A 24,431-nucleotide genomic window follows, 5' to 3' on the forward strand; every position below is an offset into this window, starting at 1 on the left:
TACAGTAGCTTTTACTACATAGGATGTATTGAAAATATTTCCTCTTTTTAGAAAAGAAGAGGAGTAGGTGTTTAAAGATGCTCTTCTGATAAGAGCATCTTTAAATATTAATTTGAATTAATCTCTTTGAATTTCTTGTAAATCGATTAACATGTTTTCCCAATTCTTTTGGTTTTCATGATCAAATTGAGCACCGTTTTCATCAGCAATTGTAAAACGCTTAATAGCTGGAGTTTTACTAGTAGCCTGATATAATTGGTATGCTTCTTCTTTTAAAGCGTCAGCAATTGGTAAATCGATAGATGCATATACAGCACGCTTACATGCTTCAATTGATTCTGCAGGGAATTTAGCAATACGTTCCGCTAAAGTATCTACATAAGGACCAATTTCATCAGCATTTAAAGCTTTGTTAATTGTACCAAATTTTTCAGCTTCATCAGCATCCCAATCTCTTGCACCTAAAATAATTTCTAAAGCTTTCCCAAGTCCTGCTTGTCTTGCCATACGAGAAGCTCCACCACCACAAGGTAAAATTCCCATACCAACTTCCATTTGCATAAATTTAGCTTTACCTCTTGTAGCAAAACGCATATCTAAAGCCAATGCCATTTCATGACCACCACCTCTGGCAAAACCTTCAATTTTTGCAATAGTAGCTTGTGGTACGTTGCTTAATCTTTCTAAAACAGCTTGTAAGTCAAGTAATTTAACTTCGTTTCTAGGCACAACTTCTTCAGACATGTCTCTTAATAAGTTTGTGTCGTAGTGACATACCCAATAACCTTCGTTAGAAGATTGAAATACCACAACCTTAACGCTTCTGTCACGCTCTAAACGTAAACAAAGGCTGCTTAAATCTGCTAACATTTCTTGTCCTTGAACGTTAACTGGTCCAAAATTAATTGTTACATATAAAATACCGCCTTTTTGTTCAGCTGTAAATGTTTGAAAATTCTTGTAGTCCATAATTTATTCTAATTTTAATTAATAATTCCTGCGAATGTGTGTTGTTTAATTTTACCTTCTTCAATAATGTAAGTATCGGTGGCTAATTGCACATTTATGTGTGTGTTTTCTCCATTCCAAACAAAGTAGACGATGTTGTCGTTTGTTTCTTGTTTGATAGTATTGAATTCAAAACCTTCAAATTTTGGAAGAAAAGCTTCATAGAATTCTAGTATTTCTTCATAACCTTTGTAGGTTTTATCCTGAGTTATAAACAAAGCATCATCCGTGTAGTCTTCCAGAACTTTTGCTGGATTTAAAGTATCGACAGCCTTCATGTGGCTTTCAAATACATTTTGTGGATTTTTCATAATAGGTGTTTATTAAACTTTACGTTGCAAAGTTATTTTAGAGGTGCACCTACTATTTAGTAAGAAAAAAAGATGTTTTAGTAAAAAACGAAGTTGAGGTTATTTTTGGCTAGTTCTGTAGTTACTAGCTGTCATTCCTTTGTATGATAAAAATGTTTTATCTAAGTGGCTGCTGTCGGTAAAATCTAGTTCTATGGCAATTTCTGAAATAGTAAAATTGGTATATTTTAAACGGGTTTCAGCTAATTTAACTTTGTAATTAAGAATGTATTTTTTTAAGCTGATTTCCATCTGTTTCTTAAAATATTGTCCTACATAGTTTTCAGCAATATTGAATTCAGCAGCAATCATTTTATTGGAAAGCATACTACTATCATGAATGTGATAATGAATGTAGTTTACAATATCCTGAATTTTAGAAGTTTCTTTTTTAACGGTAGCTACATTTACATTTCTTGAAATTATATGAAGTATAGAATGTAATGTCGCTTTTAGAATAAGTTCGCTTTTTAAGTTTTTATTATTGTACTCATTAAAAAGAACATTGAATAGCGCTAAGAAACTGTTTTTTTCTGATTCAGAATCTAGATTTATGTTTTTAACTCTGTCTGCACTGTAGAAGATAGTTTCAATTTTTTTAAACCATTCTTTTTCTTGTGAGGTGTCATCTTGTAAAGAAAAGTTACCGAAAAAGCTGTTTAAAAATTTTATTGCAGATACTGTGGTTGGAGTTTTTATTTCGAAGTTATATTTATCATTAGGAATAAATATAAAAATGTGATTGTCTTCGTATGGAACATTGTGTCCGTTAATATTTAATTCACCATTACCTTTTTCAATTAAGAGTATTTCAAAAAAACGAATGGCTGTGTACTGACAAAAGCCGATAGACATTTTTTCTTGAAAGTTTTGAATTACAATATTTTCAAATATGGTACGTGGCATTTATATAGAAGGATTTTATAAAAACAAAGCTAAATAATTTTAATGAATAGGAGAGAGTAGGTAAACTTCTAAAAAGAAGTATTATAAATTGTTGCTAATAAGTTTCTCCATTTCTTCCTCATTCCAGTCTTTATAGTAATCAAAATTTATTTTAATTACAGTTGTGTTTTTATTGACGGTTTCTTCAATTTTTTTATTTCTGATTTTCAATAATTCAAACCTTTCGATTATCCTTTTTCTTGTTTTTTCATCTCGTTCTTCGGAAAGTATTTTATCAATATTATTTAATTGTAATATCCATAACTTTTCGATTTGGATATCTTGTTGGTCAAGTGATTTTTCGAGATGAAAATATTGTTCTTTAGTTTTTGGATAGTCGATGATTAATATTCCTTTCTGAATTGATGCTATTTCATTTATTAGAACTTTAGTAATTAATTCTGTAGGAATCAATTCTCCTGATTGTATGTAAGATTTAACTTTTTTAGATAGATAGTTATCAGATAAATCAGATAAACTATTTTTGATAAGTTCTTTAATAGAAACTTTTTGCAGGTTAAATTTTCTTTCCAGTATCTTTTCAAATAAACTTATATAAGTAAAACTTTCTGATAATAAAATGTGACAGTTTTTCATAGTAACTTATAATTGAGTTTTAAATGAGGAGTTAATTAAGCTTTAAATTCAATGAGGTTTTGTTTCATTTCTTTATCCCAAAAATCTTTTTCGTTATTGTAAATTCTGGTTGTAATCTGTTTGTTTAATTCTTTATCAGATTTTAAATTTAAGTTGATGGCTACTATTTGTTCATTATCTACTTTAAATATAAAGTCATTGCTATTGGTTGTTTTTGCAGCTAATTCAAATTGTTCATTTTGTAATATATGGTCATCAGGTAATTGAAATCTTAGTTCATTTATTAGAACTTCAATTTCATCATCTTCTATGTCTATGCTATCAATGTAAGGAGGTAAGTATTTCAATGAAAAAATAGACATATTGAGTACTTCTTCTAAATTTCCTGTTTCTAGTAAGTTAATTATTGTTTTTTCAATACAATTTCTACTTAATTCTTTTACAAATAAGTCAGGAGGTATTTGATAAAGACCGTTTAAATTATTTCCATTTTCTCTGTCTTCATTAATAGCTGTTTGAAGAAATTGATACGTCCATACATTTATTCCATAATTTCTACCGTCTAATGTATCAACAGCAATATTAGCAAAGTCATTTTCAATATCATCCCAAGGGCATGATATTTCAAATTCAAGCCATAATTTAAAAGGAGTTTTTCCCTCTTTAATTATTTTGTCGCTTAAAGAATGGTTGGGATTTAAATTTTTAATGTTCATTGTTTAACTAGCAAAAAGTATAATACAGATATTTCTTATGCTATGGAATAGCATTTATTCAAAAGTTCATCTAAAGATTCTGTTAAATAACAGAATCCAAAATCACCATTATCAACGTGAAAAATTTTACCGTCATAATCTCCACCTATAGCTATATAAATTTGTGCACCTCCATATGTTTCTATTAAAGGGAAAAGTTTTTCATGGTCAACATATTCAGAGTTTACATCAAATTCTTTTTGAAATTGTTTTAAGTAGCCACGATGCTCCCATTTTTCCTTTATAGATTTTAGGGATTCAACTTGTTGAAGTGCATCATCGGTATCCCATCCGTCTTTGTAAATTAAATCAAAAAAACATTGAGTATTATCATTAAACATAATTTCTGAATTAGCATAAAATTTAAAGAAAGCCTTTATATTTTCTGGAAGAATAAAACCAGTGAATTCTTCAATGTCTTTTATATCAGAGTCTGTAGTTTCTAAAGGGTTTTTAAATATGATTTTATTTTTCATTGTTACAGTTGTTGTAATTTGATTTAATTAAGGTTGAATTAGTTCCTGTTTATCATATTATCATTAATAATCCGAATAAAATTCCCCTCATAAAATAATCCTGTTTTAATATTTTTTCTGAGTATTGAACAGATCTCATGTGGTATTCATAATAGTCTTAAAAAAAATAAAAATATGTCTTACTGATTCACCTTCTCAAGATCATTGTTAAAAATGATTTCAAATTTACTTTTAATATCATTTCTATTCTGTCTAATTAAACTACAAATAAACTCTCTAATAGTTTTAACTCTTGTGTCAATGTAAGGTGTGGGATTTTTAAATAAATATCCAAACTTATAATCAAAAATAGTAACAATTGACACTCCAATAAAAAAGAGTAGCGCAAAAAGTTTAGGATTGGCAAATGAAAACAAGGCAGTTATCTCTTCTTTAGAAAAGAAAATTAAATAACAAATCCACGGAATAAGAAAGGCAACTAAAATAAGATAAGGGTACAAGGAAGATCGTGAACCTTTTTTATGAACAGATAGATGAACCTTATTTTTAATAGCATTATAAATTTTAAGTCTGTCAGTACTGCCAATTTTTTTATCTAAAAAGGACTCATGAGTTACTCTATTTTTAAATTCTTCTTTCTCTCTTAAAGTATTTAATATTCTTGATTTTAAGAATAAAAAAGTAATATCGTGACGTAAAATAACATCACTTTGTATACGCTCCAATTTTTGTTGATTTATAGGAAAGTTAAAGCTATGTTTCTCTTCAAGTTTTTTAATGTCCTTTGGATAAGTTCTCATTTCTAGCAGTAGTTTTTTTAATGTTAAAAGTTATGTAAAAACTAAATTTAAAAAGATTTAAATCAAGAGTTTCAAGCTTACAACAAAGATAATTCTTTCAATGAAATGTTTGAGAGTGTTACAGGGGGAATTTACTTTGTTTTAAAGAAAAAAGCAGTTAAAAAGAAATATCCTTTTAACTGCTTTGATGTTATAATCTGTAATCAATTTCAATTACATATTTCTTCTATACTGACCACCAACTTCAAATAAAGCAGCGGTAATTTGACCTAAAGAACAAACTTTTGCAGCTTCCATCAAACAATCAAAAATATTTTCATTTTGAATAGCAGCTTGCTGAATTGAACTTAATTGTTTAGCAACTTCGTCTTTGTTGGCTTCATTTAAGCTTTCTTTTGTTTTTATCTGGAATAATTTCTCTTCCTCTGTAGCACGAATTACTTCTTGAGGTGTTACAGTAGGAGAACCTTTAGAACTTAAGAAAGTATTTACACCAATAATAGGAAATTCACCAGTATGCTTTAAAGTTTCGTAGTATAAACTCTCTTCTTGAATTTTAGAACGTTGATACATAGTTTCCATTGCTCCTAAAACTCCACCACGCTCAGTAATTCTATCAAATTCAGTTAATACCGCTTCTTCTACTAAGTCAGTTAATTCTTCAATAATAAATGAACCTTGAATTGGATTTTCATTTTTAGCCAATCCTAATTCTTTATTAATAATTAACTGAATAGCCATGGCTCTACGTACACTTTCCTCTGTAGGAGTTGTAATAGCTTCGTCATACGCATTCGTGTGTAAAGAGTTACAGTTATCGTAAATTGCATATAAGGCTTGTAACGTAGTTCTAATATCATTAAAATCAATTTCCTGGGCATGTAAAGAACGTCCAGAAGTTTGAATATGATATTTTAACATTTGAGCACGTGGATTAGCTCCATACTTATATTTCAATGCTTTTGCCCAAATTTTACGAGCAACACGTCCGATTACAGCATATTCTGGATCGATACCATTTGAGAAGAAGAACGATAAGTTTGGTCCAAACTTATTGATATCCATTCCTCTTGATAAATAATATTCTACATAAGTGAACCCGTTTGCTAAAGTTAATGCTAACTGTGTAATTGGATTTGCTCCAGCTTCAGCAATATGATATCCAGAAATAGAAACAGAGTAGAAGTTACGAACATTCTTTTCAATAAAGTATTCCTGAACATCTCCCATTAAACGCAATGCAAATTCTGTAGAGAAAATACAAGTGTTTTGAGCTTGATCTTCTTTTAAAATATCAGCCTGAACTGTACCACGAACTTGTGCTAAGGTATTCGCTTTAATTTCAGCATAAACATCAGCAGGTAAAATTTGATCACCCGTTACACCTAAAAGTAATAAACCAAGTCCGTCATTTCCTTCAGGTAAGTCACCATTATATTTAGGTCTGTTTAAGCCTTTATTATCATATAATTCTTTTAATTTTTCTTCTACTTTAGCTTCTAAGCCATTTTCTTTGATGTATTTCTCACAGTTTTGATCAATAGCAGCGTTCATAAAGAAACCAAGTAACATTGGTGCTGGTCCATTAATTGTCATAGATACAGAAGTCATAGCATGACTTAAATCGAAACCAGAGTATAATTTCTTAGCATCATCTAAACAGCAAATAGATACTCCTGCATTTCCAATTTTACCATAAATATCAGGTCTGTGTCCTGGATCATTTCCGTATAAAGTTACCGAATCAAAAGCGGTAGATAAACGCTTTGCTGGCATTCCTAAACTTACATAGTGAAAACGTCTGTTAGTTCGCTCTGGTCCACCTTCACCAGCAAACATTCTGGTTGGATCTTCACCTGTTCTTTTGAAAGGATATAATCCAGATGCATATGGGAATTCTCCAGGAACATTTTCTTGTAAATTCCAACGTAATAAATCACCCCAAGCTTTGTATTTAGGTAAAGCTACTTTCGGAATTTGACTGTGTGATAATGACTCACTATGCGTTTCAATTTTAATTTCTTTATCACGTACTTTAAACGTGTAAATAGGATCTTTATACTTTTTAACCTTCGTAGCCCAGTTTAAAATAATTTCCCAATTATGAGGGTCAAGGTTTAATTTGATCTTGTCGAATTGATCTATAAGAAGCGTTAAAAATATCTTAGATTCTTTTTTAGCTTCACCTAAAGAAAATATAGTGTCTTGGTCAATTCCGTTTTTTGTTAAAAGAGATAACTCTATTTGAGTTGATTTGACTTCTAATACAGAAATTATAGTTTGGAAAATTCCATATAATTTCTGAGCTACCTTTTCTTGGTCATCTACTTTTTTATCGTAAGCTCTGTTACTTTCTGCAATTTCAGATAAATAACGCGTTCTAGCTGGCGGGATTACAAATATCTTTTCAGACATTTCTTTGGTAATCTCAAAGCTAGATTTTAAATCTGCTCCAGTTTTTTCAACAACCTTATCCATAATTGCTTTATAAAGCGAATTCATTCCAGGGTCGTTAAACTGTGAAGCAATTGTTCCGTATACAGGCATATCATCCATGTGTACATCCCAAAGATTATTATTACGCATGTATTGTTTTTTAACATCACGTATCGCATCTAAAGCACCACGTTTGTCAAATTTGTTAATAGCTACTAAATCAGCAAAATCTAACATGTCAATTTTTTCCAATTGTGTAGCAGCTCCAAATTCAGGAGTCATAACATATAATGAAGCATCAGAATGCTCAATAATTTCAGTATCAGATTGTCCAATACCAGAAGTTTCTAAAATAATTAAATCAAACTCAGCAGCTTTTAAAACTTCAACTGCTTCATTTACATATTTAGATAAAGCTAAGTTTGATTGACGAGTAGCTAAAGAACGCATGTATACACGTTCATTATTAATAGCATTCATACGAATTCTATCACCAAGCAAAGCCCCGCCTGTTTTACGTTTAGAAGGATCTACAGAAATTAATCCAATAGTTTTTTCAGGAAAATCAATTAAGAAACGACGCACTAGTTCATCTACTAAACTAGATTTTCCGGCACCACCTGTACCTGTAATACCTAATACTGGAGTCGTAGAAGTTTCATTTTTTTTATGGATAATATCCATTGTTTCTTTAGAAACTTCTGGGAAGTTTTCTGCCGAGGATATTACTCTAGCAATACTTCCTATATTTTTTTCGTGTAAATGTTTTACCTCACCATTCAATTTATCTCCTACAGGAAAGTCAGATTGTTTTACCAAATCATTAATCATTCCTTGTAATCCCATTTCTCTACCATCATCAGGAGAATAAATTCGGGTAATTCCGTAATCCATTAATTCCTTAATTTCTTCAGGAAGGATTACACCACCACCGCCACCAAAAATTTTGATATGACCAGCTCCTCTTTCTTTAAGTAAATCATACATATACTTAAAGTATTCGTTATGACCACCTTGGTAAGAGGTCATAGCAATGGCATTTGCATCTTCTTGAATAGCACAGTTTACTACTTCTTCTACACTTCTATCATGACCTAAGTGAATAACTTCAACTCCTGTTGATTGAATAATTCTACGCATAATATTAATGGCAGCATCATGTCCATCAAAAAGAGAGGCAGCAGTTACTATTCTTACTTTATGTTTAGGTTTGTACGGTGCTATTTGTTCCATTCGTAAATTTAGTTGTTATATTGTGTTGCAATTTACGAAAAACTCAAAAAAAAGAAGAACTATTTAAGAAAAGCTTAGCGTTTAAAGTTCAATATTTTAGGGTTTACACCATTTACATAGTTTGTTAGCATATCAATATCACTAGCAAACTTAGCACCTTCAAAGCCTGTAATGTCTTTGTTAGTAATGTGTTGATTGTAATATTTTAAATAAATAGAAGAAAGTGGAGTATAAGACCAATGCCATTTTTCTTCGTTATAACCAGTTCTACCATTTTTTTTAGAAGTATATACTTGGTAAAACCCGAATTTGTTGGCATTGTTAACTAACCATTCGTATTCTTTTTTTCCTTTTCCTTTTAAAAAGTATTCATCTTCCAAATCATTAATATCTAAATCTGTTCCCCAGTGATGTCTTGAAGTACCAGGCATAGAACTGTATTCTAAAATTTTTAAAGCACGTTCATTTTCAGGATACTTTTTATATTTATCAGTCCATTTGTAATCCCAAATTCTTTTTTGATGTGCAAAGTTTCTTGTAGCAGATACTATTTTTAAAACAACACCTTCTTTTTTTGCTTCGGTAGCCATTTTATGAAACATGTCAAAAACTTCTTTTCTTAAATACCTTACTTCAGATGAAAACTCTTTAGGAATTTTAATAAAGTCTTTATTTTTAGTGTAATCGAATTTACCCAATACATATTCTTTAGTTACGTAAGCAGGATATTTAGAAGTTGTTTTCAGTATAATAGTATCTGCTTTTTCTATAACCTTATTCTCTTCAACAGGCAAAGCTTGTTCTTTATCTTTTTTGTCCTTTTTTTGTTGAGAACTACAATTGGTTAAGGATCCGAAGACACAAAAAGTGATGAATATTTTTAAAGATATTTTATAAAAGTCCAAATTTTTCTGTTTTTAAGATAGTCTAAATTAGATTCATTTTGATAAGCTTCTTTTTCAAAGCTCAAATTTTTGTAAGCAAGATAACTATTTTTATACTTTATCAGCTTTACAAACCATTCCAATCCGTAGAAAATATAAAAGAATACAATTAATAATTCTAACTGTTGTTGTAAGTGAATTTTTTCATGGTTTATCAATAATTTATTCTTCTTAAGATTTTTATATCTAAGAAAAATAAAAGGATATAAAGTAATACCACTAAACCCTTTTGGAACGATATGTTTTGAAATTAAAATCAATCTTAATTTTTAATACTCTGAATTTACAAAAACACATTAACAAATAGTTACTCTAATGTTAGTTTTTAGACGCAAAGAATATTAAAGTGTTATATGATTTAACATTTCGTTAATTATTATGCATGCATAATAATTTGTGTGTTAAAAGAGTAGTTTCGCGCCCAATATTAACAATATCCAATTAAAATTAATTTAAAAATGAAACAAACAAAACAGCTTTTTGTCTTTTTATTATTTGTTTTATGTGGTGCTTTTTCGGCTACATCACAACAAAAGAATTCAGCAACGATTACTAAAATTAACAGAAACAATTCAGAACAAATTTCTGATTTTTTCAATGCTTCTTTAGCGCCTTTTTATCATGGAGTAGCATCAGGTGACCCTTTAAAAGATGCAGTGATAATTTGGACAAGAGTTACTGCAAACACTCCTGAGGTTTCTGTTACATGGAAAGTAGCAACAGATAGTGCAATGAATTCGATTGTAAAGGAAGGAGTTGTACAAACGAATGAAAATAAAGATTATACGGTTAAAGTTGATGTAACTAACTTAAATCCGAATACCACTTATTATTATCAGTTTGAAGCTTTCAATTTAAAATCAGAAATAGGAAAAACAAGAACATCACCAACAGTAAATGTAGATAATGTAAGATTTGGAGTAGTTTCTTGTTCTAATTACCAAAACGGATATTTTGAGGCGTATGATAAGTTAGCTGATAGAACTGATATAGATGCAATTATTCATTTAGGTGACTATATATATGAATATGAAAGTGGAGGTTATGGGTATAATGATGAAGTTGGTAGAGGACATTTACCAAAGAATGAAACGATTACTTTGAGTGATTATAGAGTACGTTATTCATACTACCGATTAGATCCAATGTTACGAAAATTACACCAACAGCATCCGTTTATTTTAATTTGGGATGATCACGAGTTTTCAAACGATGCAAATAAATTTGGAGCAGAAAATCACGATCCTGCAACAGAAGGGAGTTGGGAAGTAAGAAAAAATAATGCTTATAAAGCTTATTTTGAATGGATGCCTGTAAGAGCAAATTCTATAGAAGAATACAGATTGTATAGAGATTTTTCATACGGTGGTTTGGTTGATTTATTAATGTTAGATACAAGAATAGAAGGAAGAGGAGAAAATGCAGGTACTTCTAATAAAATGAGTATTGCTTCTAAAAAGCAAATAAAATCTGAAATAAAAGAAATTATTGCTGAGAGTTCTTTAAATACAATAGCCGATTTAAAATCAGCAATAAAAAAGATTGCTCCTTATTTTATAAATACTAAAAATCTTAGCGAAGAAGAATTCAATTATGTAGTTGACAAATTTGCGAGTGTAGCTTATAGTTATAAAAATGAAGGCAAAAGAAATTTAGCTTCAAAAGAAAATCAAACGCAATTAGAGGTATTATTGGCAAAAGCTACTAAAAGTAAAAAAACTGCTCAAAAGGCTACCTATAAATCTATTTTAGGAGAAGCTCAGTTTAGTTGGTTATTAAATAAGTTATCAAGTTCATCTGCAACATGGAAAATTATAGGAAATCAAGTAATGATGATGAATTATAGGGGAGTTCCTACAAATGATGCTTGGGATGGTTTTTCTGAAGAAAGAGAAAAGTTATATCAGCATATTTCAAATAATAATATAAAAAATGTAGTGGTTTTAACGGGAGATATTCACAGTACTTTTGCTGGAGATTTAAAATATGATGGTGATTGTATTGGATCTGAATTTGTAGTGCCTAGTGTAACCTCTCAAAATTTAGATGCTTTTGGAGGAATTGCTTCAGGAATTGCAGAGTTTTATACAAGATTATTAAACAGACATATTAAAGAAGTTGATTTAGATGCACATGGTTATTTTGTGTTAGATGTAAAAGAAAACAGAGTGCAAGCAGATTGGTTTTATATTAATGATGTAACCAAACCTAGTTCAGGAGAATTTTACCATAAAGGATACTATGTAAATAAAAATGGATGTGGTATTGTTGAAACGAATAGACAAGCAATTCAAAGCGCTAAATCAAATTATGGTAAACAGCCGTTAAACTTTGATAATGAAAATAAAAAAGAAGCACAGGAAAGTTTAATAGTAATGGGAGTATATCCTAATCCAATGAGTGAAGAAGGAAATGTACATTATTTAATTCAAAATACAACAGAAGTAACTGTTGAGTTGTTTAATGTTAAAGGACAATTGGTGAATACTTTATTGTTAAATAAAAAGCAAGAAGCAGGTATTTATAATCTTAATTTTAATATTAATTCCTTGGCTGCTGGTAATTATTTTCTTCATATTAAATCACAAGGAAATAAAACAGTAAAACAAATTATAGTAAAGTAATCAGTATACATTTTACAAAAAAAGCACTCTAAATTTATTTAGAATGCTTTTTTTATTTCTTCAACTAAAGAATTTAAGATGGGATTTCTATTTTGTTTGTTCCAAACTACTGAGAGTGTAGTACGTTGCTCTATTTCATTTAGCTCTATAAATTTTACGTTTACATCGTAACCTTGTTGTAAGGATTTTGGAACTATTGATAAACCAAAATTATTTTCAACTAGTTTGTAAATTGATGCAGCATGAATAGTATTGTGAGAGATAATTGGTGAGAAACCACTATCATCAAAAATTTGCATTACTTTTTCGTAATAAGAAGGGCTATAAGAAGGATCGAATAAGATAAAAGGTTCATCTTTTAATTGTGATAAATTCTTGTAATTAGAATTATTTATAGGATGATTTTTAGGTAATACCAAACAAAAAGGTTCTTTTAAAATAGCAGCCATTTCAATATCTCTCGGCGCTCTATCTAATCTTACAAAACCAATATCAATATCATTTGTAAGTAGTTGTGCTATTTGTTTTTGGTTGTCCATTTCTTTGAAGCTGAATGTAACATCAGAATGATTTTTTTTAAATCGAACTAATATTTCAGGAATAATGTGTTGCATAGCAGAACCAACATAGCCAAATTTTAAAGTACCTAGTTTACCTTCTTGCAATAATTTGGCATACTCTAAACTGTAATTTATGTTTTTTAAATGCTGAGTCAATTCTTTTTTTAAATAAACACCTACAGGGGTAAGTTGTACTTTCCTATTATGTCTTACAAACAGTTGAATCCCTAAATCTTCTTCCATTTGTTTTATTTGTCTACTTAAGCCAGGTTGAGAAATAAATAAGCGTTCTGCAGCTTTTCTAAAATGTAAATCTTCTGCTACAGCTAAGAAATATTTAAAATGACGAAACTCTATTTGATTACTCATAGTTATTGAATGTTGATTTAAATGATATTGAAGGTTATCAAAAGTAAGAATAACTTTGTAAATAGAAAATTAAAGAAATGTTTAGATACGGTATAGATATATTAACTACTAGCAAAATACTCTCTATAGCTGAAGGAAAGCTTAAAGCTATTGTAGATGAAGAGGCTCAAAAAAATATTTTAGAGTGTAGAGATAAGGTAGAAAAAATGGCAAGTTCAGATAAAGCTGTGTATGGAATTAATACTGGTTTTGGTCCTTTGTGTGATGTTCAAATAACGCCAGAAGAAACGAGTAAGCTACAAGAAAACTTATTAATTACTCATGCGGTTGGTGTTGGAGAACCTATTGATAAAAAGTTATCTAAAATAATGATGATTTGTAAGGTGCATGCTTTATGTCAAGGGTATTCTGGAGTGCGTTTAGAGTTAATAGAACGTATTATATATTTTATAGAAAACGATTTGTTACCAATGGTACCAAAACAAGGTTCCGTTGGAGCATCGGGTGATTTAGCTCCGTTATCACATCTTTTTTTACCATTAATTGGCGAAGGAGAATTTTGGATTGATAACAAGATTGTATCAGCAAAAGAAGTGTTGAAACAACATAATCTAGCACCTTTAAAACTACAAGCAAAAGAAGGTTTAGGATTAATTAACGGAACACAATTTATTTTAGCGCATGCTATTATAGGCTTACGAAAAATGGAATACTTATTGGATTTGGCAGATTTAGCTGGAGCAATGAGTTTAGAAGGCTTTCAAGGAAGTGCTTCTCCATTTAAAGAAGAGTTACATAAAATAAGACCTTTTAAAGGGAACTTAGAAGTAGCGGCACGCATGCGAATGTTTTTAAAAGATTCACAAAATTTAGAAAATCATTATCAATGTAGTAGAGTACAAGACCCGTACTCTATGCGATGTATTCCCCAAGTTCATGGAGCCTCCAGAAATGCATATTATCATTTAAAAGAATTGGTACAAACAGAAATGAATGCTGTAACAGATAACCCAATTGTTTTAAGTGATACTGAAGCCATTTCTGGAGGTAATTTTCATGGTCAACCATTAGCAATGGCATTAGATTATGCTTCGATTGCAGTTTCAGAATTAGGTAATATTTCTGATAGAAGATGTTATTTATTATTGGAAGGTAAATATGGTTTACCAAGATTATTAACTAAAGCAGGTGGGTTAAACTCTGGGTATATGATTCCTCAATATACCACAGCAGCGTTAGTAACAGAAAACAAATCTTTGTGTTTTCCACCTTCAGCAGATAGTGTTCCTACTTCTTTAGGTCAAGAAGATCATGTTTCTATGGGAAGTATTTCAGGAAGAAAGTTCAATCAGATTTTAGGGAACTTAGAAAAAATATTAGCAATTGAGTTTATGTATGCTGCTCAAGCAATGGAATTTAGGCGTCCAAATACTTTTTCAGTAATTATTGAAGAAAATTTCAGCTTAATTAGAAGTAAAGTTGCTAAATTAGAAGAGGATAGAGTATTGAAAGATGATATTAACGCATTAATTAATTTGGTTAAAGAAGAGCAGTTTATAGTTAAATAAAAATTGAATGACATTTAAAGAACACATACAACAAGGAATTCCGGAGGTATTACCTCCAAAAAAAGAATACGATACAACTGTTAATCATGCTCCAAAGCGTAAGGATATTTTATCTACGGATGAGAAAAAATTAGCATTACAGAATGCTTTACGTTATTTTGATAAGAAACATCACAAAGAGTTATTAGCAGAATTTTCTCAAGAGTTAGAAGATTACGGTAGAATATATATGTATCGTTTTCGTCCAGATTATAAAATGTATGCTAGAGATATTAATGAATATCCTGGTAACTCATTACAGGCAAAATCTATCATGTTAATGATTCAGAATAATTTAGATTATGCTGTAGCTCAACATCCGCATGAATTGATTACCTATGGAGGAAATGGAAGTGTTTTTCAGAATTGGGCACAATATTTATTAACCATGCAATATCTTTCAGAAATGAATGATGAGCAAACATTGGTAATGTATTCTGGACATCCAATGGGATTATTTCCTTCACATGAAAATGCTCCAAGAGTTGTAGTAACAAATGGTATGATGATTCCTAATTACTCTAAACCTGATGATTGGGAGAAATTTAATGCATTAGGAGTAACGCAATACGGACAAATGACTGCTGGTAGTTATATGTATATTGGACCTCAAGGAATTGTACACGGAACGACAATTACTGTTTTAAACGGATTTAGAAAAATAAATAAATCGCCAAAAGGAGGTTTATTTGTAACAGCTGGTTTAGGAGGAATGAGTGGAGCGCAACCAAAAGCAGGAAATATTGCAGGTTGTATAACCGTATGTGCTGAAGTAAACGAAAAGGCAGTAAAAACACGTCATTCTCAAGGTTGGGTTGATGAGGTTATTGATGATTTAGATGTGCTAGTAGCAAGAGTGGTGAAAGCTAAAGAAGCTAAAGAAACAGTTTCTATCGCTTATTTAGGAAACATTGTTGAGGTTTGGTATAAGTTTGATAGTGAAGATATTTATGTTGATTTAGGTTCTGATCAAACTTCTTTACATAATCCTTGGGCAGGAGGATATTATCCAATGGGACTTTCGTTTGAAGAAGCTAATAATATGATGTCTGATGAGCCAGAAAAGTTTAAGCAAAAGGTGCAACAATCATTACGTAAGCATGCATCTTTAATTAATAAACATACCCAAAAAGGAACTTATTTCTTTGATTATGGAAATGCCTTTTTATTAGAAGCAAGTAGAGCAGGGGCGATGGTATACAAAGATAAAGATGGAGATTTTTGCCCTGCTGAAGAATCTGAATTAGGAAGTGAAGTTTTTGCATATCCGAGTTATGTGCAAGATATTATGGGACCAATGTGTTTTGATTATGGTTTTGGACCATTTAGATGGGTTTGTGCTTCAGGAAAGCCAGAAGATTTAAATAAAACCGATGAGATTGCTTGTGAAATATTAGAGGAGATGAAGAAAGAAGCTCCAGAGGAAATTCAGCAACAGATAGCAGATAATATTCAGTGGATAAAAGGAGCGCAAGAGAATAACTTAGTAGTAGGTTCACAGGCTAGAATTTTATATGCAGATGCTGAAGGAAGAATTAAAATAGCAAAAGCCTTTAATAAAGCAATAGCAAACGGAGAAATAGGTGCAGTAGTTTTAGGAAGAGATCATCACGATGTTTCTGGAACAGATTCACCATATAGAGAAACATCTAATATTTATGATGGCTCTAGATATACAGCTGATATGGCTATTCATAATGTAATTGGAGATAGTTTTAGAGGTGCTACTTGGGTTTCTATTCACAATGGTGGAGGTGTTGGATGGGGAGAAGTTATAAATGGAGGATTTGGCATGCTTCTTGATGGATCTTTAGAAGCATCTAAACGTTTACAATCAATGCTATTTTGGGATGTTAATAACGGAATTGCAAGGAGAAGTTGGGCAAGAAATAACGAAGCTGTTTTTACTATAAAACGAGCTATGGAAATAGAAAAAAATCTAAAAGTTACTTTGCCTAATGTAGTTGATGATGCTTTATTTAATAACGTATAAAAATTAATTACCATGAAGTTAGCAAGACTCTTTTTACCATTCGCATTTTTATTATTACTCTCTTCTTGTAGTTCAGTAAGAGTTGCAACAGATTATGATACCAAAGCAAATTTTGTTGCTTATAAATCTTTTGCCTTTTATAAACCAGGAATTGATAAAGTTGATATTTCTGATTTAGATAAGAAAAGAATTTTAAGAGCTATTGAAGCAGAATTAGTAGCTAAAGGAATGCAGAAATCTTCCAATCCAGATGTGTTAATCAGTTTATTTACCAAATCTAGAGAACGTGTAGATATTAATGATAACGTTAGCTGGGGATTTGGCTTCGGTTGGGGATGGAACCCTTGGATGTGGGGTGGCGCTAACAGATTAAATGTTAATCAATATACAGAAGGAACTTTATTTATTGATATTATTGATGCTAAAGACAAGCAATTAGTATGGCAAGGTATTGGTTCAGGAGCTTTATCAGTTAGAACATCAGCGGAAAGAAAAGAAGCTCGTATTAACGAATTTGTAAAGAAAATCTTAGATAAGTATCCTCCAGGAATGAAGTTAAAAAAATAAGGAGGTCTTTTTAAAATCATATTTTTGAAGCGTTGAATTACATATTCAACGCTTTTTTTATGTGCTAATAACAGGTAGTTTTATGATTTTGTAGTTGCTTATTTTAAGCAATAAAAAGCTGCTTTTTTTGATTTATTTTTACAAAAAAAGAAGTGTAATTAACTGTTAATGTTTAATTAACTATTTGTTAACTTTAAATTAACTTACTGATTTTTTTTCAGTGATTTCAGGTTTTTTATCTATATGATAATACTGCTACTTTAGAACTAAGATATCTCTAAAAAGGCAATACTTTTTTTACTAAAATAAAATACTACAAGCTTTTAGTAAATTCAATTTTTAGTTTCGTTTTTTTATTCCCTAATGAAAAGTGTGATTGTTTAATTATATCTTATTTCGATGATGCTAATTCTATTGAATTTTTAAAATAACAAGGCTAAATTTAAAATTTATGCGTTTTTTTCAATTGTAAAGACTGCAAAAATGGTTTTTTTGAGAAATTTCTCGTGTTTGTTTTGTTAAAATTAGAATAACATTAAAACTGAATTTAGACTATAAATTTGTAATCGATTATAAATCAGTTTTTAAAAAGTATTGATTAATTAAAATTTAATAAAAACTAAAAAACAATCACTATGAAGTCAATTAAAACAGTATTAACAGTTATTATGGTAGCATTTTGTACATTAATTGCAAATGCTAAAGATGGAAACCCTATTGATGATAAAGAGGGAATGGTAGTTTCTAATACGGTACAAAAGCTGCTTAAAGAGCCTAGTTTTGTTTTAGAAAGAGATTTTTCAATTACTGTAAAATTAGTTGTTGATGATAAAAATGAAATTAATGTTTTATCAGTAGCTACAGATTTTAATAAGGAAATCGTTGAAAAGTATATTAGAAGAAGACTTGATCATAAAAAATTAAATACTAGTATAGGTTCAAGAACTTATGTAGTACCAGTAAAAATGGTTAAGCAATAAAACTTTAGAAGTTTCTTTTTTGAATAGTAACGTTTATTAGACATAAACGAAAATTTAGAAACAGGTTGTGTAAATCTAAATCTCAGATAAGGAGTATTCTCTTGTCTGAGATTTTGTTTTTAAAATATATCTTCATTAGAAATAAAACATTAATTTTTGTGTTTAGGATGAGACTATAAATAAAATTATATTTGTGATATGATTAAAAAGATTTTAAAGCCTACTCCAGATGAATATTATGTTAATGAACAAGGGTATAGAGTTTTTAAAGAGGAGTATCACTTAAGAAGAGGATATTGTTGTAAGAGTGGATGTAAACATTGTCCGTATGGTTATGATAAAAAAACGGATAGTTTTATCAAATAAACTGTGACTTATCAGTGTAAATAGTTTCAAAAGAATACATAAAACTTTTAATATGATCAAAAAGATTTTTATTGCTTTTATAGCGCTTCAATTAACTGCTTGTGCAGAATTACAAAAAATAGCTAGTCAGTTACCCCAAGCTGGTGGAGCTTTAACACAACAACAAATAGGAGCAGGGTTACGTCAAGCGTTGGATAACGGTATTCAACATCAAGTTTCAAAATTAACAGCTCAAGATGGTTTTTATAAAAATGAATTAGTAAAAATTTTATTACCAAAAGAGTTGAAGGCAGTTGATGATGGATTACGTAAAATAGGTTTAAGTAAATTGGCAGATGAAGGTGTAAAAGCTTTAAATAGAGCTGCAGAAGATGCAGTTAAAACAGCTACACCAATTTTCGTTACTGCAGTTAAAGATATTACTTTTAATGATGCTAAGAATATTTTATTAGGAAATGACAATGCTGCAACTAATTATTTACAAGGAAAAACAAATAGCGCATTATATTCAAAATTTAATCCGGTGATTAAAAATTCTTTCGGTAAAGTAGGGGCAGATAAAATATGGTCAAACTTAATCACTAAGTATAATTCAATTCCTTTTGTAAATAAAGTAAATCCTGACTTAACAGATTATGTAACTAATCAAGCTTTAAAAGGAGTTTTTACTATGATTGCTGTAGAAGAAAAAGGAATTAGAAATAAAATAGGTTTAAGAAATACAGACTTATTAAGGAGAGTATTTGCTTTACAAGATAAACGATAGGTAAATAAATTATAATTGCTTATTCGTTATTAAGTTAAAAAAGGACTTTTTGTAGGTGTTACCTATTGAAAGTTCTTTTTTTTGCATAAAAACAGCATCGTTATCTATTTTCTCTATGTGTTGAATTGCCACAATATGCGATTTATGTATCTGAATAAATTGGTCCTCAGGTAAGTTTTCTTTAATTTTTTTTAAAGTACTGTAGGTGATAATTTGTTCATCTTTTAATTGAATGCTAACATAATTTTTTAAGCTTTCAATGTATACTATTTCGTTTAAAAATACCTTAACAAACTTATTTTTTCCATCTGTTTTTAAAAAGAAAAAATCGTTTTGTGTATTGCTTGTAGTATTAGTAATTGTTTCATTAGAAAAACGATTGTAAACCTTTAAAACAGCTTTGTAAAAGCGTTCAAAATCAATAGGCTTTAATAAGTAATCAATAGCAGCTACATCATAACTTTCTAAAGCAAATTGTGGATAAGCAGTGGTAAAAATAATTTCAACCTTTTTATTAATAATTTTCGAAAGTTGTAATCCTGTTAATTCAGGCATTTGAATGTCTAGAAAAATGATATCAAAGTTATCTTTTTCAATGTGCTGTAAAGCTTGTAAAGGACTTGTAAATGTTTGTTGAACTTCTAAAAATGAAATTTTAGAAATGTACTTTTCTAATAAGCGAATAGCAGGTGGTTCGTCGTCAACAATCAAACAATTTAAAACTTTACTCATAATGGAATTTTTAAAAAGCTACTAAAAATAGCATCATTCTTTTCTTGGGTTAATGTATAATTATTTTTGAAGATAACATCTAATCGCTGTTTAATATTTTTTGTACCAATACCTTTTTCCATATATTTTTCAGAAGTGTTTACATAGTTTTTGGTACTGATTTCTAAACTACTTTTTTTAATGTCAATATTAATTTTTGCTGGTTTTTCAGCATTATTAATAGTTCCATGTTTACAAACATTTTCAATAAAATGAATTAAAATTAAAGAAGGGATTTTTTGAGTGTTTATAATTCCATTTATTTCTAGTTTTAAATGTAAATTATCTTCATATCTACGTTCAAAAAAATAAATATAGTCCTTAATAAATTGTATTTCTTTTTCTAAAAAAACAAAGTCGTCTGTTGTTTCATAAGTAATATAACGTAATAATTGAGATAGTTTTAAAATACCTTCAGCAGTTTCTGGTTTTTCATCATATAATTCTATGTAGAAATTATTAAGTGTATTAAATAAAAAGTGAGGGCTTAATTGAGATTTTAAAGAAGATAATTGAGCTTTTTCATGAGCTAACTTTAAATCGTGAATAGCTGTTTTATTTTCGTTGTTTCTAAATAATAAATAAACAACACTGCTATATAAAAATGCCTTGAATGCAAAAATAAAACTATCTAATAAGTAGATAAATAAAATATTTTCTTGCTCTAAATTATAATTATGAATATTAAATAGATGAAGAGAAATAACTTCTTCTAAGAAAAAACGAATACCTGCAAAAACTAAAAGTAAAACGATAAAAGAAATTCCTAACCAAACATATTTTTTAGTTTTTAAAAATTTAGGCAATACATAAAAGTAATTTAAAAAGTAAACAGTAAAAAAGCTAATGCTATAAGTTGTATTAAGTAAAAAAACTAAAGGAAGTTTTGTTTTGTTTTTTATGAAAATTCCCCATCCAAAATCTATTAATATTAATAGTAGAGAGACAATTATGTTATACTTTAATTCTGTGTTTTTTTTCATAAGATTAGTAAAAATATAAATCATTTCTGAACCTACTTAAAATTCATGATGAAAAGCAGTCTTTTTTATATAAAGCAGGTTTTTTACACAACCAAAACTATATTAAGATGTTTTTTGTTATTCGTTTAGTTAAACAGCTAGTTGGTGTAATTTTTTAATTTTTTTCTTAATGATGAAGTAATCTTGTGTAAGAATTTTAAACCGTACAGAATGAAAAAATACACACTAATTTTTTGTTTTATTGTTTGGGGAATTTGCGGACAAGAAAAAGAAATTAATAAAAGCTATGTAGAAAGTAAGTTGTCTAATTTTACTGTAAAGAACAATAAAATTGAAGGAGAAGGAAAAAAGATGATTTTAAAAATGATTAAGGAATCTCAGTTCATTGTTTTTGGGGAAAGTCATTATTCTAAACAAACGTCAATTTTAACAAAAGCATTAATTCCGTTATTAGCAAAATCTAATTACACTGAGTTTGTAGCGGAAGTAGGGCCTAATTCTGCGCAAAAGTTAGAAGAATTATCAAAGGAAGCAGAATTAACAGTTGAAAAATTACGTGATTTTAATACAAAGTACAAGAAAGTAGCATTAGGAGAAAGTGCTGATCCTATTCCTTTTTTTGCAGGAGTAGAAGATGCTAAGTTTCTTTCTGAAATAAGAAAGCACAATATGAAAATTCATGGAATTGATCAAGAGTATTATTATTCAGTATTATTCTTTTTAGATGAGTTAGTGCAATTAAAAAAGAATGAAAATAACTATAATAAAATTGTGAGCTTAAAAGAAAAAGCTAATAAGAAAATCTTTGATTATTTAATGGCTAGAAAAGAAGAGAAAATTAAAAATGCTTTGGGTGAAATTTTAAAAGATGACGACGTGATTACTTTTTTTAATCAGTTTACATCTAATGACGTTGAAGCTATGAAAATAATTGAGGATTTAAAGTTAAGTTGGGATATCTATATTAGATGGAGACAAGATTCTCATGTAGATAGAATTAGTTATATGAGGAATAATTTGTATGAAATTTTCAATAAAAATAGAAAAGCTAAAATGTTTATAAAATTAGGTAGCCTTCATGCTTCTAAAATTATATCTAATGGTGCTTACGACATTGGAAATTACACAGAAGAGTTGGCTGAAAAAAATAATACTGTAAGTAGCAGTATAAATTCATGGAGACCTTTTGTAAGAGATGGGGAAATTATGAATGATAATTTGAAAAAGTATAAAAAGTTTTATGGTAGATTGTCTTTGTTTACTCAGTTTGCAAAAAAGAATGAATGGACAATCATCAATTTAAAAGAAATAAGAGAAGATGTAAAATCGGGTAGAATTAAGTTACCAGAAAATGGAGATTTACACTCGTTAAAAAAAGTAATTGAAGGGTATGATTATCAGTTAATCTTACCTGTTGATGAATCGATAATGTATAACTTTAATCAAAAAAATGAAAAATAAATTGTTATTGCTATTGAGTTTTATAAGTATAATCACTTTTGCTCAAGAATCTCAAAAAAGGGCTAATAAAAAGATAAAAGTGTTAAATATAGGAATGTTTCATATGGGAGAAACCTCAGATGCAAATAAAACTGAATATAACGAAGCGTCCAGTAAAGCAAAGAAAGAGATTGATTACGTAGTAAAATCTATCGCTAATTTTAAGCCTACCATTATTTTGGTTGAACAAGAGCCTAGATATCAAACAAAATTAGAAGAAGCTTATAAAAAATATAAAGCTGATACTGGCGCGGATATTGGTTATTATGGCAAGTCTGAGATAGGTTTAATTGCATTTGCGATAGGAAAAAAAACTAATGTTAAAAATATTTATGGGATTGATCATAAAATGGAATACAATTATGATTTAAAGGATATTGCTAAAAAGAATAAATCAACTAAATATTTTGAATTATTTGAAGTTTTAAATAATAAATTAAAAGGTTTGATAGGTAATGTCAATCAGATAGGTTTGAAAAATACATTGTTATTGTTAAATACAGATAAATCATATGACTTTTTATTGAATTATAATGCTGATATGCTTAGTTATGTTAGTTCAGAAAAGGGATTTGAGGGAGCGGACGAAGCGGCTAAGTTTTATCAACGAAATTTAAGAATGTTTTCTAATGTAAATAAAGTACCAATGTCAAAAGAAGATCGAGTATTAATTGTATCTGGAGCTACTCATGCTGCGTTTTTTAATGTGTTTATGAAAAGAAGTCCTATTTATGAGTTGCAATCAATAAAAATGTATTTAGAATAATTGTTAAAATGTTGAATTTCAGTTTTTTATTTGTTATATTTAAACTGAAATTCAATGTGTTATGTCTCAACTTAAACAACTTATTAGGTATAAAAGACATCTTGAAGATCGCTACGAAAAACTAATGGAACGCTCTAATGATTACAAGTATGTTGATGAAGCTAAAAGTGACATAGCCTCTTACAAGGCAATGAAGATTTTAGAAAAAATTAGCAGAATAAAATATTTAGACAATTCTTTGGTGTAATTTTTTAAAATAATCGAACGATTTCAAAAGTCTACTACCGTACCATGAAAATAATTCTCCGTCAACAAAAACGGTTTTAGCATGGTGTGTACATCTACCAACTTCAAAAGCGTGTTCTTCCTTAAAAGGATAAGGTTCTGAAGAAAGGAAAACTATTTCCGGATCTCCTTCTAATCGTATCTTTTTTAATTGTATCTCAGGATAGCGTTCTTTATTTTTATAAATATTATCAAACTTATTAAGCTCAAGTAAGTGATTGATAAAAGTGTTATTCCCAGCAGCCATCCACGGATTTCTCCATATAAAATAAGCAACGGTTTTGGAGTCATATGAATTTACAAAATTCTTAAAATCGTTTATCTTGAATTTAAGTTTCTGATAAATCTTTGAGGCTTCAGTTCTACAAGAAAAAATAAGACCATATTGTTCTATTAATTCAAAAACATCATCCAATGTAAAAATATTAGAAACATGAACAATAGAAATTTCATTGCATGAATTAACTATTTCTTCAGTATTTTCTTCTTTATTACAGAGAATGATATCAGGTTTTAAATCTTTAATAACATCCAGTTTAATTTTTTTTGTTCCACCAACAATAGTTTTTGTTTGTTTTAAGTGATATGGATGTATACAAAATTTGGTCAAGCCAACAATTTGTTCCTCCAATCCTAAATCGAATAGTAACTCAGTTAAACTAGGTACTAAAGAAACTATTCGTTTAGGTGTGTTTAAGATATTAAGCTCTCTGTTGAGTTGATCTGATATTTTCAAAGTCTTTGTTTTAA

24 protein-coding genes are annotated in these 24,431 nt (G+C 29.2%); 10 read left to right on the plus strand and 14 right to left on the minus strand.

What is annotated here, in order from left to right; all coding sequences use genetic code 11:
• Positions 1-117: 117 nt before the first annotated feature.
• The 10 genes from EYW44_RS16380 to EYW44_RS16425 all read right to left on the minus strand — a co-directional run bounded on the left by EYW44_RS16380 (position 118) and on the right by EYW44_RS16425 (position 9,804).
• A complete protein-coding gene (locus tag EYW44_RS16380) occupies positions 118-969 on the minus strand; it encodes an enoyl-CoA hydratase/isomerase family protein (protein ID WP_132725039.1) in 852 nt (283 codons plus the stop codon).
• A 14-nt stretch (positions 970-983) separates the two neighbouring features.
• A complete protein-coding gene (locus tag EYW44_RS16385) occupies positions 984-1,319 on the minus strand; it encodes a nuclear transport factor 2 family protein (RefSeq protein WP_132725041.1) in 336 nt (111 codons plus the stop codon).
• Positions 1,320-1,418: 99 nt separating this feature from the next.
• Positions 1,419-2,264, minus strand: coding sequence for a helix-turn-helix domain-containing protein (locus EYW44_RS16390; RefSeq protein ID WP_132725043.1), 846 nt, complete (start codon positions 2,262-2,264; stop codon positions 1,419-1,421).
• A gap of 81 nt (positions 2,265-2,345) precedes the next feature.
• Positions 2,346-2,900, minus strand: a complete 555-nt coding sequence (locus EYW44_RS16395; protein WP_132725045.1) for a nucleoside monophosphate kinase — start codon at positions 2,898-2,900, stop codon at positions 2,346-2,348.
• Positions 2,901-2,935: 35 nt separating this feature from the next.
• Entirely contained in the window at positions 2,936-3,616 is a 681-nt protein-coding gene (locus tag EYW44_RS22495; RefSeq protein WP_207893806.1) for a hypothetical protein, read from the minus strand.
• A gap of 35 nt (positions 3,617-3,651) precedes the next feature.
• A complete protein-coding gene (locus EYW44_RS16405) occupies positions 3,652-4,131 on the minus strand; it encodes an SMI1/KNR4 family protein (protein WP_132725047.1) in 480 nt (159 codons plus the stop codon).
• 179 nt (positions 4,132-4,310) lie between these two features.
• On the minus strand, positions 4,311-4,931 hold the full coding sequence (locus EYW44_RS16410) for a hypothetical protein (RefSeq protein ID WP_132725049.1): 621 nt from the start codon (positions 4,929-4,931) through the stop codon (positions 4,311-4,313).
• Positions 4,932-5,144: 213 nt separating this feature from the next.
• Positions 5,145-8,600, minus strand: a complete 3,456-nt coding sequence (locus EYW44_RS16415) for a methylmalonyl-CoA mutase family protein (RefSeq protein ID WP_132725051.1) — start codon at positions 8,598-8,600, stop codon at positions 5,145-5,147.
• A gap of 74 nt (positions 8,601-8,674) precedes the next feature.
• Positions 8,675-9,505: a M15 family metallopeptidase gene (locus EYW44_RS16420; protein WP_132725053.1), complete on the minus strand. Its 831-nt coding sequence runs from the start codon at positions 9,503-9,505 to the stop codon at positions 8,675-8,677.
• Positions 9,481-9,804, minus strand: a complete 324-nt coding sequence (locus EYW44_RS16425) for a hypothetical protein (RefSeq protein ID WP_132725055.1) — start codon at positions 9,802-9,804, stop codon at positions 9,481-9,483. The genes EYW44_RS16420 and EYW44_RS16425 overlap by 25 nt, the downstream gene beginning before the upstream one ends.
• Before the next feature lie 198 nt (positions 9,805-10,002).
• Between EYW44_RS16425 and EYW44_RS16430 the strand changes: the two genes are divergently transcribed.
• Complete coding sequence (locus EYW44_RS16430) at positions 10,003-12,168, plus strand: alkaline phosphatase D family protein (RefSeq protein ID WP_132725057.1); 2,166 nt, start codon at positions 10,003-10,005, stop codon at positions 12,166-12,168.
• A gap of 38 nt (positions 12,169-12,206) precedes the next feature.
• Here the strand turns inward: EYW44_RS16430 and EYW44_RS16435 are convergent, their stop codons facing one another.
• Positions 12,207-13,097 (minus strand): LysR family transcriptional regulator, encoded by an 891-nt coding sequence (locus EYW44_RS16435; RefSeq protein WP_132725059.1) that lies wholly within the window; start codon positions 13,095-13,097, stop codon positions 12,207-12,209.
• Positions 13,098-13,174: 77 nt separating this feature from the next.
• On the opposite strand from EYW44_RS16435, the gene hutH reads away from it, so the two are divergent.
• From hutH to EYW44_RS16460, 6 genes are all read left to right on the plus strand, one after another.
• Positions 13,175-14,665 (plus strand): histidine ammonia-lyase, encoded by a 1,491-nt coding sequence (gene hutH / locus EYW44_RS16440; RefSeq protein WP_132725061.1) that lies wholly within the window; start codon positions 13,175-13,177, stop codon positions 14,663-14,665.
• A 7-nt stretch (positions 14,666-14,672) separates the two neighbouring features.
• Complete coding sequence (locus EYW44_RS16445; protein ID WP_132725063.1) at positions 14,673-16,697, plus strand: urocanate hydratase; 2,025 nt, start codon at positions 14,673-14,675, stop codon at positions 16,695-16,697.
• Between the two features lie 12 nt (positions 16,698-16,709).
• Positions 16,710-17,264 (plus strand): DUF4136 domain-containing protein, encoded by a 555-nt coding sequence (locus EYW44_RS16450; RefSeq protein WP_132725065.1) that lies wholly within the window; start codon positions 16,710-16,712, stop codon positions 17,262-17,264.
• Positions 17,265-17,899: 635 nt separating this feature from the next.
• A complete protein-coding gene (locus EYW44_RS16455; protein WP_132725067.1) occupies positions 17,900-18,244 on the plus strand; it encodes a hypothetical protein in 345 nt (114 codons plus the stop codon).
• A 198-nt stretch (positions 18,245-18,442) separates the two neighbouring features.
• Positions 18,443-18,610 carry a DUF5522 domain-containing protein gene (locus EYW44_RS22305; protein WP_165872251.1) on the plus strand — a complete coding sequence of 56 codons (168 nt, stop codon included), beginning with the start codon at positions 18,443-18,445 and terminating at the stop codon, positions 18,608-18,610.
• 52 nt (positions 18,611-18,662) lie between these two features.
• On the plus strand, positions 18,663-19,376 hold the full coding sequence (locus tag EYW44_RS16460; RefSeq protein ID WP_132725069.1) for a DUF4197 domain-containing protein: 714 nt from the start codon (positions 18,663-18,665) through the stop codon (positions 19,374-19,376).
• Positions 19,377-19,385: 9 nt separating this feature from the next.
• On the opposite strand, the gene EYW44_RS16465 is transcribed toward EYW44_RS16460, so the two are convergent.
• Both EYW44_RS16465 and EYW44_RS16470 read right to left on the minus strand, forming a co-directional pair.
• Positions 19,386-20,108, minus strand: a complete 723-nt coding sequence (locus tag EYW44_RS16465) for a LytR/AlgR family response regulator transcription factor (RefSeq protein ID WP_132725071.1) — start codon at positions 20,106-20,108, stop codon at positions 19,386-19,388.
• Positions 20,105-21,130, minus strand: coding sequence for a sensor histidine kinase (locus EYW44_RS16470; protein ID WP_165872252.1), 1,026 nt, complete (start codon positions 21,128-21,130; stop codon positions 20,105-20,107). The genes EYW44_RS16465 and EYW44_RS16470 overlap by 4 nt, the downstream gene beginning before the upstream one ends.
• Before the next feature lie 210 nt (positions 21,131-21,340).
• Here EYW44_RS16470 and EYW44_RS16475 point away from each other — a divergent pair, with 210 nt between their 5' ends.
• From EYW44_RS16475 to EYW44_RS16485, 3 genes are all read left to right on the plus strand, one after another.
• Complete coding sequence (locus EYW44_RS16475) at positions 21,341-22,591, plus strand: hypothetical protein (RefSeq protein WP_132725075.1); 1,251 nt, start codon at positions 21,341-21,343, stop codon at positions 22,589-22,591.
• On the plus strand, positions 22,581-23,396 hold the full coding sequence (locus EYW44_RS16480; RefSeq protein WP_132725077.1) for a DUF5694 domain-containing protein: 816 nt from the start codon (positions 22,581-22,583) through the stop codon (positions 23,394-23,396). The genes EYW44_RS16475 and EYW44_RS16480 overlap by 11 nt, the downstream gene beginning before the upstream one ends.
• A gap of 61 nt (positions 23,397-23,457) precedes the next feature.
• On the plus strand, positions 23,458-23,643 hold the full coding sequence (locus tag EYW44_RS16485) for a Lacal_2735 family protein (protein ID WP_132725079.1): 186 nt from the start codon (positions 23,458-23,460) through the stop codon (positions 23,641-23,643).
• On the opposite strand, the gene EYW44_RS16490 is transcribed toward EYW44_RS16485, so the two are convergent.
• On the minus strand, positions 23,623-24,417 hold the full coding sequence (locus EYW44_RS16490; RefSeq protein ID WP_132725081.1) for an ABC transporter substrate-binding protein: 795 nt from the start codon (positions 24,415-24,417) through the stop codon (positions 23,623-23,625). The two genes, EYW44_RS16485 and EYW44_RS16490, sit on opposite strands and share 21 nt — an antisense overlap.
• Positions 24,418-24,431 lie beyond the last annotated feature (14 nt).

This window comes from Tenacibaculum sp. M341, from assembly GCF_004337695.1.
In the GTDB taxonomy this organism is placed as follows: Bacteria; Bacteroidota; Bacteroidia; order Flavobacteriales; family Flavobacteriaceae; genus Polaribacter.

Coding starts and splice junctions, on each gene's coding strand:
- EYW44_RS22305 (WP_165872251.1), top strand. CDS start 18,443: ATGATTAAAAAGATTTTAAAGCCTACTCCAGATGAATATTATGTTAAT.
- EYW44_RS16410 (WP_132725049.1), bottom strand. CDS start 4,931: ATGAGAACTTATCCAAAGGACATTAAAAAACTTGAAGAGAAACATAGC.
- EYW44_RS16485 (WP_132725079.1), top strand. CDS start 23,458: ATGTCTCAACTTAAACAACTTATTAGGTATAAAAGACATCTTGAAGAT.
- EYW44_RS16395 (WP_132725045.1), bottom strand. CDS start 2,900: ATGAAAAACTGTCACATTTTATTATCAGAAAGTTTTACTTATATAAGT.
- EYW44_RS16445 (WP_132725063.1), top strand. CDS start 14,673: ATGACATTTAAAGAACACATACAACAAGGAATTCCGGAGGTATTACCT.
- EYW44_RS16435 (WP_132725059.1), bottom strand. CDS start 13,097: ATGAGTAATCAAATAGAGTTTCGTCATTTTAAATATTTCTTAGCTGTA.
- EYW44_RS16475 (WP_132725075.1), top strand. CDS start 21,341: ATGAAAAAATACACACTAATTTTTTGTTTTATTGTTTGGGGAATTTGC.
- EYW44_RS16405 (WP_132725047.1), bottom strand. CDS start 4,131: ATGAAAAATAAAATCATATTTAAAAACCCTTTAGAAACTACAGACTCT.
- EYW44_RS22495 (WP_207893806.1), bottom strand. CDS start 3,616: ATGAACATTAAAAATTTAAATCCCAACCATTCTTTAAGCGACAAAATA.
- EYW44_RS16450 (WP_132725065.1), top strand. CDS start 16,710: ATGAAGTTAGCAAGACTCTTTTTACCATTCGCATTTTTATTATTACTC.
- EYW44_RS16455 (WP_132725067.1), top strand. CDS start 17,900: ATGAAGTCAATTAAAACAGTATTAACAGTTATTATGGTAGCATTTTGT.
- EYW44_RS16460 (WP_132725069.1), top strand. CDS start 18,663: ATGATCAAAAAGATTTTTATTGCTTTTATAGCGCTTCAATTAACTGCT.
- EYW44_RS16380 (WP_132725039.1), bottom strand. CDS start 969: ATGGACTACAAGAATTTTCAAACATTTACAGCTGAACAAAAAGGCGGT.
- EYW44_RS16430 (WP_132725057.1), top strand. CDS start 10,003: ATGAAACAAACAAAACAGCTTTTTGTCTTTTTATTATTTGTTTTATGT.
- EYW44_RS16465 (WP_132725071.1), bottom strand. CDS start 20,108: ATGAGTAAAGTTTTAAATTGTTTGATTGTTGACGACGAACCACCTGCT.
- EYW44_RS16480 (WP_132725077.1), top strand. CDS start 22,581: ATGAAAAATAAATTGTTATTGCTATTGAGTTTTATAAGTATAATCACT.
- EYW44_RS16470 (WP_165872252.1), bottom strand. CDS start 21,130: ATGAAAAAAAACACAGAATTAAAGTATAACATAATTGTCTCTCTACTA.
- hutH (WP_132725061.1), top strand. CDS start 13,175: ATGTTTAGATACGGTATAGATATATTAACTACTAGCAAAATACTCTCT.
- EYW44_RS16385 (WP_132725041.1), bottom strand. CDS start 1,319: ATGAAAAATCCACAAAATGTATTTGAAAGCCACATGAAGGCTGTCGAT.
- EYW44_RS16415 (WP_132725051.1), bottom strand. CDS start 8,600: ATGGAACAAATAGCACCGTACAAACCTAAACATAAAGTAAGAATAGTA.
- EYW44_RS16390 (WP_132725043.1), bottom strand. CDS start 2,264: ATGCCACGTACCATATTTGAAAATATTGTAATTCAAAACTTTCAAGAA.